The sequence below is a fragment of the Curtobacterium sp. HSID17257 genome (genome assembly GCF_003989515.1).
GTDB lineage: Bacteria > Actinomycetota > Actinomycetes > Actinomycetales > Microbacteriaceae > Curtobacterium.
Genome location: NZ_RBLU01000077.1, coordinates 1 through 15,858, shown reverse-complemented (window position 1 = coordinate 15,858; position 15,858 = coordinate 1). Strand labels below are relative to the sequence as shown.

General features: G+C 72.8%; 15 protein-coding genes. 11 read left to right on the top strand and 4 right to left on the bottom strand.

Going from position 1 to position 15,858, the window contains the following annotated elements:
* The 5 genes from D8M35_RS11645 to D8M35_RS11625 form a co-directional block, all read left to right on the top strand.
* Positions 1-760 (top strand): DNA-3-methyladenine glycosylase (locus tag D8M35_RS11645; RefSeq protein ID WP_148113363.1); only part of this gene is annotated, 760 nt, incomplete at its 5' end.
* Positions 757-1,356 (top strand): methylated-DNA--[protein]-cysteine S-methyltransferase, encoded by a 600-nt coding sequence (locus D8M35_RS11640; RefSeq protein WP_126892016.1) that lies wholly within the window; start codon positions 757-759, stop codon positions 1,354-1,356. The genes D8M35_RS11645 and D8M35_RS11640, both read left to right, overlap by 4 nt.
* Before the next feature lie 297 nt (positions 1,357-1,653).
* Positions 1,654-2,442 (top strand): alpha/beta fold hydrolase, encoded by a 789-nt coding sequence (locus D8M35_RS11635; RefSeq protein ID WP_161972651.1) that lies wholly within the window; start codon positions 1,654-1,656, stop codon positions 2,440-2,442.
* Between the two features lie 66 nt (positions 2,443-2,508).
* Positions 2,509-3,381: a hypothetical protein gene (locus tag D8M35_RS11630; RefSeq protein WP_238638210.1), complete on the top strand. Its 873-nt coding sequence runs from the start codon at positions 2,509-2,511 to the stop codon at positions 3,379-3,381.
* A 164-nt stretch (positions 3,382-3,545) separates the two neighbouring features.
* On the top strand, positions 3,546-5,021 hold the full coding sequence (locus D8M35_RS11625) for an APC family permease (RefSeq protein ID WP_126892013.1): 1,476 nt from the start codon (positions 3,546-3,548) through the stop codon (positions 5,019-5,021).
* 97 nt (positions 5,022-5,118) lie between these two features.
* On the opposite strand, the gene D8M35_RS11620 is transcribed toward D8M35_RS11625, so the two are convergent.
* Complete coding sequence (locus D8M35_RS11620; protein WP_238638209.1) at positions 5,119-5,862, bottom strand: LysE/ArgO family amino acid transporter; 744 nt, start codon at positions 5,860-5,862, stop codon at positions 5,119-5,121.
* A 70-nt stretch (positions 5,863-5,932) separates the two neighbouring features.
* Here D8M35_RS11620 and D8M35_RS11615 point away from each other — a divergent pair, with 70 nt between their 5' ends.
* Complete coding sequence (locus D8M35_RS11615; RefSeq protein ID WP_126892011.1) at positions 5,933-6,853, top strand: LysR family transcriptional regulator ArgP; 921 nt, start codon at positions 5,933-5,935, stop codon at positions 6,851-6,853.
* Between the two features lie 56 nt (positions 6,854-6,909).
* Here D8M35_RS11615 and D8M35_RS11610 read toward each other — a convergent pair whose 3' ends face one another.
* On the bottom strand, positions 6,910-7,455 hold the full coding sequence (locus D8M35_RS11610) for a TetR/AcrR family transcriptional regulator (RefSeq protein ID WP_126892010.1): 546 nt from the start codon (positions 7,453-7,455) through the stop codon (positions 6,910-6,912).
* A 133-nt stretch (positions 7,456-7,588) separates the two neighbouring features.
* Between D8M35_RS11610 and D8M35_RS11605 the strand changes: the two genes are divergently transcribed.
* The 5 genes from D8M35_RS11605 to D8M35_RS16415 all read left to right on the top strand — a co-directional run bounded on the left by D8M35_RS11605 (position 7,589) and on the right by D8M35_RS16415 (position 14,470).
* Positions 7,589-8,623, top strand: coding sequence for an aldo/keto reductase (locus D8M35_RS11605; protein WP_126892009.1), 1,035 nt, complete (start codon positions 7,589-7,591; stop codon positions 8,621-8,623).
* Positions 8,624-9,090: 467 nt separating this feature from the next.
* Positions 9,091-11,034: a glycosyltransferase gene (locus D8M35_RS11600; protein WP_238638208.1), complete on the top strand. Its 1,944-nt coding sequence runs from the start codon at positions 9,091-9,093 to the stop codon at positions 11,032-11,034.
* The gene (locus D8M35_RS11595) at positions 11,031-11,771 is read left to right on the top strand and encodes an HlyD family efflux transporter periplasmic adaptor subunit (RefSeq protein ID WP_126892008.1); all 741 of its coding nucleotides are present in this window, start codon (positions 11,031-11,033) and stop codon (positions 11,769-11,771) included. Before D8M35_RS11600 ends, D8M35_RS11595 begins: the two co-directional genes overlap by 4 nt.
* 84 nt (positions 11,772-11,855) lie before the next feature.
* On the top strand, positions 11,856-13,847 hold the full coding sequence (locus D8M35_RS11590) for a glycosyl hydrolase (RefSeq protein WP_161972650.1): 1,992 nt from the start codon (positions 11,856-11,858) through the stop codon (positions 13,845-13,847).
* A 125-nt stretch (positions 13,848-13,972) separates the two neighbouring features.
* Positions 13,973-14,470, top strand: coding sequence for a hypothetical protein (locus D8M35_RS16415; protein WP_153257445.1), 498 nt, complete (start codon positions 13,973-13,975; stop codon positions 14,468-14,470).
* Positions 14,471-14,482: 12 nt separating this feature from the next.
* Here the strand turns inward: D8M35_RS16415 and D8M35_RS11585 are convergent, their stop codons facing one another.
* Both D8M35_RS11585 and D8M35_RS11580 read right to left on the bottom strand, forming a co-directional pair.
* Positions 14,483-15,262, bottom strand: coding sequence for an Fpg/Nei family DNA glycosylase (locus tag D8M35_RS11585; RefSeq protein ID WP_126892006.1), 780 nt, complete (start codon positions 15,260-15,262; stop codon positions 14,483-14,485).
* A gap of 116 nt (positions 15,263-15,378) precedes the next feature.
* The gene (locus tag D8M35_RS11580; protein WP_194074874.1) at positions 15,379-15,627 is read right to left on the bottom strand and encodes a hypothetical protein; all 249 of its coding nucleotides are present in this window, start codon (positions 15,625-15,627) and stop codon (positions 15,379-15,381) included.
* Positions 15,628-15,858 lie beyond the last annotated feature (231 nt).

Sequence of the window (15,858 nt, the reverse complement as noted above, 5' to 3'; positions counted from 1 at the left end):
CGCGGGGCGCGTCGGGGTCGCCCTGCGGGTCCGGCTCACGACGCTCTCCGACCTGCCGACCCTGGTGGCGCGGGTGCGGGCCCTGTTCGACCTCGACGCCGACCCCGAGGCGGTCGACGCCGTCCTCGCCGCGGACCCGGTGCTCGCCCCGGCGGTGGCGCGGGTCCCGGGCATCCGCCTGCCCGGTGCCGTGGACGCGCACGAGATCGTCGTCCGCACCCTGATCGGGCAGCAGGTCTCCGTGGCCGCTGCCCGCACCGCGCAGACCCGGCTCGTGGCGGCACTGGGGGAGCCCGTCGACCCCGGCCTGGCCGAGGACGGGCTGCTGTTCCCGACCGCCGCGTCGATCGCGGCCCGCGGGCACGAGGTCCTGCGGGGACCTGCGGCGCGGGTGGACACGATCCTGCGCGTCGCCGTGGCGCTCGCCGAGGGGTCGCTCGTCGTCGACGCGGGACAGTCCCTCGCGGAGCTGCGCGCCGGGCTCCTGGCGGTGAAGGGCATCGGACCCTGGACGGCCGACTACGTGGCCCTCCGGGTCCGACACCACCCGGACGTGTTCCTGCACAGCGACCTCGCCGTGCGGAACGGTGCACAGGAACTCGGACTGCCCGGTGCCGCCCGCGAGCTGTCCCTACGGTCGGAGCAGGTGGCGCCGTGGCGGAGCTACCTGACGATGCACTGCTGGCGTCCGATCGTCGACCGCGCGAGCGCGGCGGCGGAGGCGGCCGCCGCGACGGACCACCAGGAGGAGACCCCATGACCGACCCCACGACGACCGGACCCGACGTGGTCGCATCCGACGCGACCGCGACCGCCCCCGGAGTGTCCGGACCCGGGCTGCCCGAGCCCGCTGCGACCATCCAGACGCTCGACACCCCCGACGGCCCGTTCACCGTGCTCGAGGACGTCGAGGGTCACGTGCTCGCGTCGGGGTGGACCGACGACTCCGCCCGGCTGCTCGCGCGGCTGGCCGATCGGCACCGCCCCCGTCGGCTGACCGACGGCCGGGTGCGCGCTGCCGAGGCGGTCGAGGCCTTCTACGCGGGCGAGGTCGAGGCGGCGATGCGGGTCCCGGTCCGCCAGCACGGCACCGAACTCTTCACGGAGGGCTGGCGGCAGCTCCGCGCGATCCCGGCCGGCACCGTCCTGACGTACACCGAGCTCGCGGCGGCCATGGGACGACCGGAGGCCGTCCGCGCGGCAGCGAGCGTCTGCGCCCGCAACGCCCCGGCGCTGTTCGTGCCCTGTCATCGGGTGCTGCGGTCCGACGGGACGCTCGGCGGCTTCGCCTGGGGCCTCGACGTCAAGCGGTCCCTGCTGGAGCGTGAGTCGGTCGGCGTGACCGCACTGGTCTGAGTCGGTCCGGCAACCCGCACCGAGCCGGGCTGTCCGAGCAGGTTGCACAGGGAACGTGGAGCGCTCCCCCTGGTTGCGGGTGGTGACGCTCACGGCCCGGACTGTCATGCTCTGGGTACCGACCCGCACGGTCCGTCCGCAGGACCCGGCGCAGCGCCGTCGCCCACCTCGGAAGGACCCATGCCCGCCGACCAGCACGCTCCGCCCGGACAGCCGCCCCGGCGGTCACCCGAGCGTCCACCCGGAGGTCCCGGGCACGATCTCGGGCGCGACCCCGGGCACGTCGACCGCACGGTCGTGTCCGCGGACGGCACGGTGCTCGCGGTCGCCGAGAGCGGCTCCGGGCCCGCCCTGGTGCTGGTCGGCGGCGCGTGGGACCACCACGGCAGCCCGGCGACCGACCGGATCGTCGCCGCGCTCCACGACCGCTACCGGGTCGTCACGTACGACCGACGTGGTCGGGGCGCGAGCGGGGACACGGCACCGTGGTCGGTCCAGCGCGAGGTCGAGGACCTGGCCGCGGTCACGGCCTCGGTCGGTGGCCCGGTCGACGCCGTGGGGTGGTGCGTCGGTGCCGGCGTGGTGCTGCGTGGCCTCGCAACCGGCGTGCCGTTCGGTCGCGCGGTGCTCTGGGAGCCGCCGTACCGCGCCTCGGTCGACCCGCAGGGCGACGACGTGCTGTTCGCGGACTTCCTCGACGGACACGTCGCAGCCGGACGCCGCGCCCAGGCGGTGCGGGCGTTCCTGTCGCGGGTGCTCGGCGTCCCGATCCCGCACATCACGGCGGCCCGTCTCAAGCCCGGCCTCTGGCGGTCGCTCCTGGCCGATGCCCACGTGCTCGCCCGGGACGTCCGGGTGCTCAACGGCCTCTCCGTGCCCGAGCGGGTGGCCGCATCGGTCGGCGTGCCGGTGCTCGTGGCCTCCGGCGACCGCGGAGCGGAGTGGATGCGGCAGGCCTCGGTCGCACTCGCCGAGGCGGTGCCCGGTGCGCGGCACCTCGTCGTCCCGGGTCAGGGGCACGTACCGGAGCCCAGCGTGCTCCGTCACCTGGTCGACCGGTTCGTCGGGCTCCCGGCGCCCGAGTGACCCGACCGCCCGAGCCCCGATTCCCGAGCGGACTGGCGGGCAGCGCGCATGCGAGAGGATGAGGACGTGACTGCTCCCCGCCTCGGCCTGCTGCTCGACGTCGACGGACCCATCGCCAGCCCCGTGACCCGCACGATCGCGATCCCCTCGATCGTGGCCGACCTCGTCGCGCTCGCCGCCGAGGGCGTCCCGATCGTCTTCAACACGGGCCGCAGCGACGCGTTCATCCGCGAGCAGGTCGTCGGTCCGCTCGTCGCCGGAGGGCTCGCCGAGGGTGGCCGTGTCCACGCGGTGTGCGAGAAGGGTGCCGTCTGGTGCTCGATCGGCCCGCAGTACGACGGCGGGATGAGCGACCTGGTGATCGCCGAGGACCTCGCGCTCCCGCGGGACTTCGCCGACGAGATGCGCGACCTGGTCCGTGACGAGTACGCCGACCTGGTGTTCTTCGACGAGACGAAGCACGCGATGGTGTCGATCGAGCAGCGCGTGGAGGTGTCGAACGCCGCGTACCTCGCCCGCCAGGCCGAGTTCGACGCGAAGGCGATGGCGGCGCTCGAGCGGCGCGGGCTCGGTGTCCGCCGGCTCGACGACGTCCGGCCCGACGCCGACGGTGCCGTGCAGTGGCGGGTCGACCCGACGATCATCTCCACCGACGTCGAGTCGGACCGGTCCGGGAAGGACATGGGGGCCGAGCGTGCCCTCGAGCTGCTCGCGCAGGACGGGGAGCTCCCGGTGACCTGGCGGACCGTCGGCGACTCCCGGAGCGACTACGCGATGGCTGACTGGCTGCACGCCAACGGGCACGACGTCGCGCACGTGGACGTCCGGCCGTCGGACGGGGTGCCGGCGACGCCGTACCCGGTGCTCACCGCTCCCGACGGGATCATCCACGACGAGGCGGGCGCGCGCTTCCTGGCCGACTGGCGCCACGGGGCCTGACCCGCACCGCTGCGCGGGCGACGACCGGGGCGGACGGACACCGTGCCTCCCGTCCGGACGGCTGGTGCTGCTGGGACGCACGACGGGGCGGCGCCGTTTGCGAGCCGGGGTGGTACACCAGTACCCTCACGGGGTCCACCGCCAGCCGTTTGACGGGAACCCCCATGGCATCACCGCTCCGCATCAAGTCGATCGAGGCCTCCCTCGCCGACTCCGAGGAGAAGGGCCGCTCGCTCAAGCGGTCCCTCAAGACGTTCGACATCGCCGCGATGGGCATCGCGGTCGCCGTCGGCGCCGGCATCTTCTCGGTCGGCGCGAACGCCGCTGCGAACTTCGCCGGGCCGAGCGTCATCATCTCGTTCCTGCTCGCCGCCGTCACGTGCGGCCTCGCCATCATGTGCTACGCCGAGTTCGCCTCGACCATCCCGGTCGCCGGCTCCGCGTACACCTTCACCTACGCCACGATGGGCGAGCTGCTCGCGTGGATCGTCGGATGGGACCTCATCCTCGAGACCCTGACCGCGAGCGCCGTCATCGCGAAGTACTGGGGCATCTACCTGAGCACCGCGTTCGGGGTCTTCGGCATCGACGTCCCCGACACGATCCAGCTCGGTCCGATCGGCTTCACGTGGGGCCCGGTCCTCATCGTCGGCGTCTTCACGCTGCTGCTCGCGTTCGGGACGCGTCTGTCGTCGCGGGTCTCGGCCGTCATCACGGTCATCAAGGTCGCGATCGTCGTCTTCGTCATCGTCGCCGGTGCGTTCTTCGTCAAGGCGGCGAACTTCGCGCCGTTCGTCCCGCCGGCGGAGCCGTCCAAGGGTGCCGAGGGCGGCGTCCTGACCCAGTCGCTCGTGTCGTTCGTCACCGGTCAGGCACCGGCACAGTACGGCGTCTTCGGCCTGCTCGCCGCGGCCTCGCTCGTGTTCTTCGCGTTCATCGGGTTCGACGTCGTCGCGACGAGTGCCGAGGAGACCGAGAACCCGCAGAAGACCCTGCCTCGTGGCATCTTCATCGGACTCGGCATCGTCACGCTGCTCTACATCGGCGTCAGCATCGTCATCACCGGCATGGTGTCGTACCAGCGCCTCGCCGACGAGGAAGCGCCGTCCCTCGCGTCGGCGTTCGACATCGTCGGGCTGCCGTGGGCGGCCGGCATCATCGCCATCGGGTCGCTGATCGGCCTGACGACGGTCGTCATGGTCCTGCTGCTCGGCCTGTCGCGCATCGTGTTCTCGATGAGCCGCGACGGACTGCTGCCGCGCTGGTTCTCGAAGACGAACCCGAAGACGCAGACGCCCGTGCGGGTGCAGGTCGTCGCCGGTGTCGTCGTGGCGTTCATCGCCGGCTTCACCGCGGTGGAGCGCCTCGAGGGCATGATCAACATCGGCACGCTCTCGGCGTTCGTGCTCGTGTCGATCGGCATCGTGGTGCTGCGCAAGACCCGCCCGGACGCACCCCGTGCCTTCCGGGTGCCGTGGGTGCCGGTGCTGCCGATCCTCTCGGCGGTGCTCTGCTTCTGGCTGATGCTCAACCTCGAGGTCGAGACCTGGCTGCGCTTCATCGTGTGGCTGGCGATCGGGTTCGCGATCTACTTCGGGTACAGCCGACGCAACAGCCGGGTGGGCAAGGGCCTGCAGTAGCGGCGGGCTCCGCTCCCGAGGAACCACGGAACCGACGTCGAACCAGCTCAGCGGGCTGGTTCGACGTCGGTTTCCTGGTTCGGCACGGACCGCGCCGCTAGGCCCCGACGGCGAGTGCGACACCGAAGGACAGCATCACGACGGCGACGAGCCCGTCGAAGACCCGCCACGTGAGCGGCTTCGCGAACAGCGGGCGGAGCAGCCGTCCCCCGAACCCGAGTGCGCCGAACCAGAGGCAGCTCGCGGCGACCGCGCCCACGGTCCACCACCAGCGGTCGTCGACGCCCTGCTGGTTCGCCACCGAGCCGAGGAACACGAGCGTGTCGAGGTACACGTGCGGGTTCGCCCACGTGAACACGAGCATCGTCGCGACGGCCGCGCCGAGCGTCGGGACCGCGCGTGCCGCGGAGGCGGTCCGGGTCGCGACCGCGGGCGTCGAGCTCCGGCCGGGAGGCTCCTCCTCCGCCCGTCCCGCCGGTGCAGCCGTCGCCGGGACCACCACACCGTCGTCCGCCGCGTCCTGCTCGACCGCCATGGCCTCCCCGGTGGGAAGGAACGCCCGTCGGGCCGCGAGCACCCCGTACACGACGAGGAACGCCGCGCCGACGAACCGCACCACCACGAGCGCGACGGGGAACCGTTCGACGACCACCCCGACGCCGAGCACCCCGGCGACGATGAGCACCGCGTCCGACACGGCGCAGACGGCGACCGCGGCGGCGACGACGCGCACCGGCGCGGTGACCGCGAGGCGGAGCAGGTACGCGTTCTGCACGCCGATCGCGACGATCAGGGCGAGTCCGGTGCCGAGGCCGGAGAGCAGGGGGAGGAGCGCGGTCACGCTCCCGACGCTAGGAGTCACGCCGGGTTCAGGCCAGCTCACGTTCCTGCAGCACCGTAAGCTCTGCTGCATGCTCCGTCTGCAGCGGGACCACCTCGAGACGCTCCTCGCCGCGGTCGACCACGGCACCCTCGACGCAGCGGCCCGGGCGCTCGCGATCACGCCGTCCGCAGTGTCGCAACGGATCAAGGCGATGGAGCAGCAGCTCGGACGGGTCCTGCTCCAGCGCACGACACCCGTCGCGCCGACAGCCGACGGCGCGGTGGTGCTCCGGCACGCGCGGCAGGTCAGGCTCCTCGAGGACGAGACAGCCCGGGCGCTCGGCACGGGCGGGGACGCCGACGCCCCCGTCGTGCCGTCGATCCCGCTCGCGGTGAACGCGGACACGCTCGGCACGTGGTTCCTCGACGCCCTCGCCCTCGTCCGGGCGGACACCGAGGTCGTGTTCGACCTGCACCGCGAGGACCAGGACCGCACCGCCGAGCTCCTGCGCGCCGGCACGGTGATGGCCGCGGTCACCGCCGAGGCCGACCCCGTGCAGGGCTGCTCGTCCGTGCCGCTCGGCATCGACCGTTACCGGGCCGTCGCCTCGCCCGCCTTCGTCGACCGGTACCTGGCCGGAGCGGCGTCGGAGCGGCAGATGACGGTGCGGTTGGACGCCGTCCCGCTCGTCGACTACGACCGCGACGACGACCTGCAGCAGGGGTACCTCCGCCGGGTCCTCGGGCACGCCCCTCGTGGGCCGCGACACTTCGTCCCGACCTCGGCGGACTTCGCGCGCGCGGTGTCGCTCGGCTTCGGGTGGGGCATGCTGCCCGAGGCCCAGTGCCTCGACGGCCTGCGCAGCGGTGCGCTCGTCGAGCTGACGCCCGGGCGCCGGGCCGACGTGGCGCTGTGGTGGCAGCGGTGGAACCTGGCGTCACCGCTGCTCGAACGGGTGACCGAGGCCGTGCGGGCCACCGCGCGCGAGCGGTTGCACCAGCCGGGCTGACCGCGGACGCTCCCCGCCCCTCCCAGCGGGCCGCGGATCCCGCCGGCGGTGCCGGGTCAGACGGTCGCCCGCCAGCGCAGCCCGTCGACGAGCAGCCCGACCAGCTGCTGGCTCTGCTCGGTCGTCGGCGCCCCGTGGCAGAGGTCGGCGACCGCGCGGAGCAGCTGCGTGGCGTCGATGTCGTTACGGATGGTCCCTGCTGCCGAGGCCGCGTCGAGCAGACCGGTCAGCGCCCCGCCGAGTCGGCCGATGAACCAGGGGTGGAGTCCCTCGAACGCCGGATCACCGGACTGGAGCGCGGCGGCGAGCCCGCGCTTCGTCGCGACGAACCCGGTGAACCGCTGGAGCCAGAGCGCGAGGGCCTCGTCCGGCTCGTGGTGGTCGGCGAGGTCCGCGGCGGCGTCGGCGCACTCCTCGACGGCCTGCTGGAACACCGCGACCACCAGGTCGGAGCGCTGGGGGAAGTGGCGGTAGAGCGTGCCGACACCGACGCCGGCGAGGTCGGCGATCACCTTGGCGGGAGCGTCGACGCCCTGGTCGGCGAACACCTGGCGGGCAGCGTCGACCAGGGCGTCGAGATTGCGGCGGGCATCGGCGCGCACGGTTCCTCCGAACGGGATCGCGGTGGGGGCTTGCGGAAACGGAACGGCGTTCCGTATCGTTGCGGAAGAGCGTTCCGCTTCGCGCCAGCCTACGACGACCGGCCGCGGGACGCCACCGACAGGAGGCACCACCATGCAGTACCGCACCCTCGGCCGCACCGGCATCCAGGTCAGCCCCTTCGCGCTCGGCGCCATGATGCTCGGCACCGACGGTCGCATCGGCAACGGCGACGAGCAGGACTCGATCCGCATCGTGCACCGCGCGCTCGACGCCGGCATCAACGTCATCGACACCGCCGACCGCTACTCGCAGGGCGGGTCCGAGGTCCTCGTCGGCAAGGCGATCAAGGGCCGGCGCGACGACGTCGTCCTCGCCACGAAGTTCAACGGACCGATGGGGGACGACCCGAACCGCCGCGGCAACTCCCGCCGGTGGATCATGCGCGCGGTGGAGGACTCGCTCCGCCGCCTGCAGACCGACCACATCGACCTGTACCAGGCGCACCGCCCCGACGACACCGTGGACCTCGAGGAGACCCTGTCCGCACTCACCGACCTCGTCCGGAGCGGCAAGGTCCGGGCCATCGGCTCGTCGGACTTCCCCGCATCGATGCAGGTCGAGGCGCAGTGGACCTCCGAGCGCCGCGGCCTCGAGCGCTTCCGGTCCGAGCAGCCGACCTACTCGATCCTCAGCCGCGGCATCGAGCGCGAGGTCCTGCCGGTCGCCCAGCGCTACGGCATGGGAACGCTGGTGTGGAGTCCGCTCGCCGGCGGCATGCTGACCGGGCGCTTCCGTCGGGGACAGCAGAACGACCTGTCGCGGGCGGGCATGTTCCGCCACGACCAGGACGACCGGCGGATCGACGCCGTGGAGCAGGTCGTCGCCCTGGCCGAGGAGACCGGCATCCCCACGACCCACCTCGCCCTCGCCTTCGCGATCGCGCACCCCGGCGTCACCAGTGCGCTGATCGGACCGCGGTCGACGGAGCAGCTCGACGACCTGCTGGCGGCGGCCGACGTCGCGCTCTCCGACGAGGTGCTCGACCGCATCGACGCGATCGTCCCGCCGGGCACCGACGTCACGCGGCTCGACCAGCAGTACCAGCCGCCCGCGCTCCTGCGACCCGAGCTCCGCCGTCGTCCGGCCGCCGAGCGCTCCGCCGCCTGATCCCCCCGACCCCTCTCGCAGAACGCAACCCCGGCGGTTGCTCGCAGCGCTGTACCGCTGCGAGCAGCCGCCTTCGTTGCGTTTCGCGGAAGCGGGAGGGCGGGAGGGGGAGCGGGCCGGGGAGCCGTCGTCACCCCGACCCCGCACCGCCGAGATGCGGGAAACCGCAAGAAGCGGCGGGGTCCTGCGGGATTCACGGGACGGACACACGAGCGCGTCGAGCGGGTCGTAGTGTCGCTGACGACCGACGGCACGGGCCGTCGTCGCACGACCGCTCTCGACACACCGAACTCCGCGACCGCACCCTCGGTCGCGACCTCCCCGGCGCAGGATCCCTGGTCCCGCCGCCGAGCCGGACCCCCGAACGGTCCGGCCCATGTCGCCACAGTCGCCGACGCCCGTCTCGCGACCCGTCGGCGTCCCTGCCTGTGGGCCGTGAGTCTCTCCCGACCCGACAGGAGATCCTCATGTCCGCACCCACGGACGTCCGTCGCTCGCGCCCGGACGCCAGTGCTCCGCAGCACCGCCGGAGCGCGCCACCGCAGTCCTCCGACGTGGCCCGGCCCGTCCAGCAGCAGCGACCGCAGCCGCAGCTGCTCCCGCCGCAGCTCACCCCCCGTGACCCGGAGCCTGCGCGCCGAGGCCGGCTGACCGAGCAGGTCCAGCACGCGCGACCCCGGTCGGAGAGCCGCGCGCACAGCCCCGTCATGGTGCTCATCGTGCTCGTCGCGACCCTGGGCGTGATGGCCTACGCGGTGTTCCTCCTCGACCCGGCGAACCGCGGCGACCTCCTGCCGTACGGCCTGGTGATCATCGCGGAGAGCGTGCTGGTCGGCCAGGCGCTGCTGTCGATGTGGACGATCCTGTCCGGCGGCGCCGACCCCCGGGACTTCGCGTTCCACCACACGCAGGACACCCTGTTCGACCGGGACACGATCGAGCGCGACGGGCTCACCGACCAGCCGCACCGCTGGCCGATGCACGTGCGTGGGCGCCGGGTCGAGGTCGACGTGTTCATCACGGTCTACGGCGAGGAGCTGTCGAAGATCGCGGCCACCGTCCGGGCAGCGGTCGCGATGCGCGGCGAGCACCGGACCTGGGTGCTCGACGACGGTCGGAACGACGACGTGCAGGCGCTCGCCGCCCAGCTCGGCGCGCGGTACGTCCGCCGCCTGTCGTCGCACGGCGCCAAGGCCGGCAACATCAACCACGCCCTGACCCTGGCCAAGGGCGACTACTACGCCGTGTTCGACGCCGACTTCGTCCCCGAGCCGGAGTTCCTGTTCGAGACCGTGCCGTTCTTCGCGGACGACACCATCGCCTTCGTGCAGACGCCGCAGACCTACGGCAACCTGCACAACCTGGTGTCCCGCGGCGCCGGCTACATGCAGACGGTGTTCTACAAGTTCATCCAGCCCGGCCGGAACCGCTTCAACGCGGCCTTCTGCGTCGGTACCAACGTCATCTTCCGCCGCAGCGCGATCGACGACATCGGCGGCATGCACACCGACTCGAAGTCCGAGGACGTCTGGACCAGCCTGATGCTGCACGAACGCGGCTGGAAGTCGGTGTTCATCCCGATGACCCTGGCCGTCGGCGACGCTCCCGAGACGATCGAGGGCTTCACGAAGCAGCAGCTGCGCTGGGCGACCGGCGGGTTCGAGATCCTGCTGACGCACTTCCCGTTCAACCCGAAGCACCGCCTGACCATGGACCAGCGACTGCAGTACCTGGTCACCGCGAGCTTCTACCTGACGGGCATCGTCCCGGGCCTGCTGCTCCTGGTGCCGCCGCTCGAGATCTTCTTCGACCTGCGCCCGATGAACCTGTCGATCGGTGCCGGTGAGTGGGTGCTGTTCTACCTCGGCTTCTACCTCATGCAGGTCGTCCTGGCCTTCTACGCGCTCGGCTCCTTCCGCTACGAGACGCTCCTGCTCGCCGCCGTGTCGTTCCCGATCTACGCGAGCGCGCTCTGGAACGTCCTGTGCGGCAAGGAGCAGGCCTGGCACGTCACGGGTGCGGACCGCGGCCGGACACCGTCGCCGTTCAACTTCATCGTCCCGCAGGTGCTCGTCTTCGTGTTCCTCGCCCTGACGAGCGTCGTGGCGGTCTGGCGCGACACCGGCAACGGCCAGTTCACGCTCGCGACGGCCTGGAACATCACGAACACCCTGGTCTTCCTCGCCTTCATCGTCGCGGCGTTCCGCGAGCAGGCCCGGAACCGCGTGGCCGACCGTGCGCGTGACCGCGGCGAACCGGCCCGTCCGGCGGCACTGCTCGCGCAGGCGCCGGCCAGCCCGGTCCGGACGACCGTCGTCCGACCCGACACCCTCGAACCCCAGCGCGCCGCGATCGCCGGCGTCGCGATCGCCGGCGTCGCGATGCAGATGCAGGACGGACCCCGCGCATGACCTGGACCAACCGACTCCGACTGTTCGGCGGCCTCGTCGTCGTCCTGGTGATCGTCGCCGCGTGCACGCTCGTCTTCAACCAGCGGCAGAGCGCCGTGGCCAGCACCTCGGCCGCGATCGCCGCGCAGGAGTACGCCGTGGGCACCGACTACGGCGGCACGGTCACCGAGGAGTACGTCCAGGAGGGCGACTCCGTCACCAAGGGCGAGAAGCTCCTGCAGGTGCAGAGCCTGCAGCTCGCCCAGGACATCCGGAAGGGCGTCGTCGGCGCGGACACGCAGACGAGCGCGTACGACATCGGCGAGGACGGGTTCATCACGTTCAAGGCCGAGGTCTCCGGCACCGTCGCGAAGGTCGACGTGAAGACCGGCGGGTACGTGCAGGCGGGTTCCGAGCTCGGCACCATCCACAAGCAGGACAGCCTGTTCGTCACGTCGGAGTTCACGGTCACCCCGCGCGACTACGGCCGGATCCAGAACGGCGCCGAGGTCGAGCTCCGGCTGCCCGACGACCGCACGATCACCGGCACCGTGAAGAACGTGAGCGTGGAGACGAACGACGCCGGCAAGGCGAAGACCACCGTCGACGTCGAGAGCCCCGAGCTGTCGGCCTCGCCGTCGTCGGGCATCACGAGCCCCGGAACGCCGGTCGACGCGACCCTGCACCTGCGCGACGACGGCACGCTGGCGGGCGTCACCGACGCCGTCCGCGACTTCTCGCGTCAGATCGGGCTGTAGCCGGTGCGGCACCACCTGCACACCGACGGCCGCCCTTCGGGCGCACGCCGGGCCTCCCGACCGCTGCTCCTGGCCGTCCCCCTGGTGGCGTCCGTCGCCCTGCTGCTGAGCGCGTGCACCGGGACGGGAGGCGCGGACCACCCGACCCCGTCGGCCACCGCGACCGACTCGGCGGCCCAGGCGCGCGCGGTCGCCGCCCTGGGTGACGTCGCGTCGTCCACGGTCGGCACGATGCGCCTGGTGGAGGGACTCACCCCGCCGACGAACCGGTGGTTCTCCGGCCTGGTGTTCGGCGACGCGCCGCAACCGGTGTTCCCGACGCCGATCTCGTGGCAGGTCACGGACCACGGCTTCGCGGCCGGACTGCCGGACGTGACCGCGACGGAGAAGACGATCGCCGGCGGTGCCGTGCCGCAGGTCGGCTTCGACCTCGGGGCGACGAGCACGGTCGTGTCGGCGTACGACGCGGTCTCGGTGACCGTCGAGCACCGCGACGGCGACACCGTGCTCGGGCACTCGGTCGTCGCCGAGGGCTCGCCCCTCGTGACCTACACCGCGGACCGCGACCAGACCCTGACCGGCACGTCGTCGCTCGACCCGACCGGTGACGGCACGGCGACGATGTCCGGCGGTGGCCGGACCTGGCAGGTCGTCGTGCGCGACGGCTCGGTCTCCCGGGTTGGCGTGACCCTGCGCAGCGGCGGGTCGGTGGTGCTCCTGCCGACGCCCGACGGTGCGTCGTCGTCCGAGGTCAGCCGGCTCGTCGAGGCCGCACGGCCGCTCTCCGGCACCTCGCTGGAGCGCAGCGCGACCGGCGGGTCCCAGCGCACCACGCTGTCGTACGACTTCGACGGCGGTGCCGGCGTGCTCGTCCCGCAGCCCGGGCAGGGGACACAGGGGCTGACGTGCTCCGACATGCACGTGGCGACCCTGATGGGTCCGGCGCCCGTCTGCACCGGGACGGCGCTGCGCTTCGGCGTGGACACCGTCGAGCCGTCCGACCGGCTCGACCTGTCCGGCCTGACCGACGGCCAGCGGGACACCCTCGCCGCCCAGGTGCGGCAGGACGCAGCCGGTGTGGACGCGTCGTCGTACGCCGCGGACTCGTACGGCGGCGGCAAGGACCTGTACCGCGTCGCGACGCTGTACCGGCTCGCCGTCGCACTCGGGCTCGACGACCAGGCCGCAGCGCTGAAGACGTCCGTCGTCGCCGAGCTCGACCAGTGGTTCGACCCGGCCGGGTGCGGTGGCAGGACCGCCCGGTGCTTCGCCCACGACCCGGAGGTCCACGGGCTCGTCGGGCAGCAGGCGTCGTTCGGGTCCGACGAGTTCAACGACCACCACTTCCACTACGGGTACGTGCTGTCCGCCGCCGCGATGGTGGCCGACGGCGACGCGTCCCTCGTCCGGAAGTGGCGCACCGTCGCGGACCTCGTCGCGGCGGACATCGCCTCGCCGACCGCGACCGCGTCGTTCCCCGCGCTCCGTGTCTACGACCCGTACGCGCAGCACTCCTGGGCGTCCGGCTACTCGCCCTTCGCCGACGGCAACAACCAGGAGTCGTCGTCCGAGGCGGTGTCCGCGTGGAACGGCCTCGCCCGCTGGGGTGCCGTGTCCGGGTCGTCGACGCTCGAGTCGACCGGCACCTGGCTGCTGTCGAACGAGGCCGCCTCGGCGCAGCGTGACGTGCTCGATCCCGACCTGTCGGCGTTCCCGGGCTTCACGCACCGGGTCGTCTCGCTGACGTGGGGCGGGAAGCGCGACCACGCCACGTGGTTCAGTGCGGCGGCCGCTGCACCGGCGGGGATCGAACTCATCCCGATGCCGGCGATGGCGGGCGAGTACGTCGACGCGGGCGGACGGCAGCAGATCCAGCGGGTGCTCGACGAGGCCGTGCCGGACGGCCGCTACGGCGTGCAGTTCGGCGACTACCTGCTCATGTACCGGGCCCTCGGCGGGAAGGCCGACGCGGCGGCGGCACTGCGCGACGCCGAGCAGCTGCCGGACGCGGTCATCGACTCGGCGAACACGCGGTCGTACCTGCTCGCGTGGATCATGACGCGGGACCGGTCGTAGCGGCCGGTCCTCGCATCCCCTCGACGGGCGACACGGCGGTCTCCGGACCGCGGTGCCGCCCGTCGTCGTTCGCTTCCCGGACGCCCTGGGGTCCTGCACGGGGACCGCGGCCTACCGTCCACGCCATGACCACGCGAGCCAAGACCGCCACCGCGCTGCTCGGCGCTGCCACCCTCGCCCTGCTCCTGACGGCGTGCGACCCGGGCGGCGCCCAGAACATCGACCCGGTCGGCAAGGTCCCGGGCGACGAGCAGAAGTCGCAGTCGGCCGAGTGCGCCGTCGCGTCGAGCAACGCCGTGGACGCCATCGGCACCGCCGTCGGCCCGCACGACACCACGGACTTCGCCGACGTCGCGAAGGGCGACGGCGGCTGGTACCTCGCGGCGTCGATCGTGCCGTCGGACAGCAAGGACGCGAACGACGACGAGCTGACCATCTGGGCGACGGAGACCGACCCGACGGCCCAGGACTGGGACGGCACGATCTACGCCGTCAACCAGACCGCGAAGGACGCAACCTCGGACGAGTCGCGGTCGGCGTCACCGGCGCCGAGCTCGTTCAGCGCGGACTCCGACGCCGCGAAGCGCGCCGAGAGCTGCGCCGTCGAGGCCGCCGACCGCTGAGTCGCGCCCGCGTCAGGTCTGGCAGCGCGGGCACCAGTAGGTGTCCCGCAGCGTGAGCTCCGAGTCGCCGAGCTCACCCCGCCGCACGGGCGTCCCGCACCGCAGGCAGGGCTTGCCGGCACGGCCGTAGACCCAGAACCGACGCCCGGGCCGGTCGACCCCGGTCGTGACGCGGTTGCTGCGGTCACGGTTCATCGTGATGAGCCGGTGCGACAGCGCGATCGCCCGCGCGGGGTCGGGTACCTGTCCCACGGGTCGCGTCGGCAGCACCCCGCGCAGGAAGCAGAGCTCGTTCCGGTACACGTTGCCGAGTCCGGCCAGCACCCGCTGGTCGAGCAGCGCGAGTCCGATCGGCCGCTCCGGGTCGGCCGTCAGGTTCTCGAGCGCCCGGTCGGCGTCCCAGTCGGGGCCGAGCAGGTCGGGGCCGAGGTGCCCGACCACCTCGGACTCCTGGTCGCGCGGGACGACCTCGAGCACCCCGAGGGTGAACCCGACGGTCGAGACGTCCGCGGCGTCGAGCACCACGCGAGCCTGGTGCGCCGGTCGCCGCCACCGCTCACCGGGGGCGTAGACGTCCCAGCGGCCCTCCATCTTCAGGTGCGAGTGCACGGTCAGGTCGCCGATGCGGTGCAGCAGGTGCTTGCCGCGTGGCACGACCTCGTCGACCGTGCGGCCGACCAGGTCGAGCGTCGCGAACGCGGGGACGCGGAAGTCCGAGCGGGTCAGGACCTTGCCCGCGAGCGCGGTGTGCAGGCGCCGGGCGGCGCGGAAGACGGTGTCACCCTCGGGCACGGTGCACCTCCGCTCCCGCTCCGGTTCGTCCGCCTGCCCGTGCCGCGTTCCGGTCACAGGCACGGGCACGGCCGCGGGCTCGGCCACGGGGACGCGGCCGGGAGGCCCTGGTCGCCTCAGACACGCAGCCGCAGTCCCTGCGGGGTCGCCGTGAACCCCGCCTCGCGCAGCGCCGACCCGAGCGGCGTCTCCAACACGAAGTCGCCGTCCACCCGTTCGACCGAGAGCTTCCGCAGGCCGCTCCGCACGGTCGCCGCGATGGAGCGTGCCGCGACCGCGAGGTCCGCCGGGTCGTCGGTGAAGGTCAGGACGGACTTGCCCCCGCGCTCGACGTACACCGCGAGGCGGCCGTCGACGGTGGTCACGAGCGCTCCGGCCTTCCGCCCCGGGCGGTGCCCGCGCCCACCCGTGGTCGTCGACCGGGTCGGTGCGGCGGCGGCAGTGGTGGACGTGGCCGGTGCTGCTGCACCGCGGGCGCCGGTCGGGGCGACGGCGTCGGCAGATCGGACGAGCGTCGTGTCGGGAAAGCGTGTGCCGCTATGTTGACATTCCGCGCGTGTCGCTGTCATTCTCAGATAATAGATTCTCTGTCAACC

Coding starts and splice junctions, on each gene's coding strand:
- D8M35_RS11625 (WP_126892013.1), top strand. CDS start 3,546: ATGGCATCACCGCTCCGCATCAAGTCGATCGAGGCCTCCCTCGCCGAC.
- D8M35_RS11595 (WP_126892008.1), top strand. CDS start 11,031: ATGACCTGGACCAACCGACTCCGACTGTTCGGCGGCCTCGTCGTCGTC.
- D8M35_RS11605 (WP_126892009.1), top strand. CDS start 7,589: ATGCAGTACCGCACCCTCGGCCGCACCGGCATCCAGGTCAGCCCCTTC.
- D8M35_RS11615 (WP_126892011.1), top strand. CDS start 5,933: ATGCTCCGTCTGCAGCGGGACCACCTCGAGACGCTCCTCGCCGCGGTC.
- D8M35_RS16415 (WP_153257445.1), top strand. CDS start 13,973: ATGACCACGCGAGCCAAGACCGCCACCGCGCTGCTCGGCGCTGCCACC.
- D8M35_RS11640 (WP_126892016.1), top strand. CDS start 757: ATGACCGACCCCACGACGACCGGACCCGACGTGGTCGCATCCGACGCG.
- D8M35_RS11600 (WP_238638208.1), top strand. CDS start 9,091: ATGTCCGCACCCACGGACGTCCGTCGCTCGCGCCCGGACGCCAGTGCT.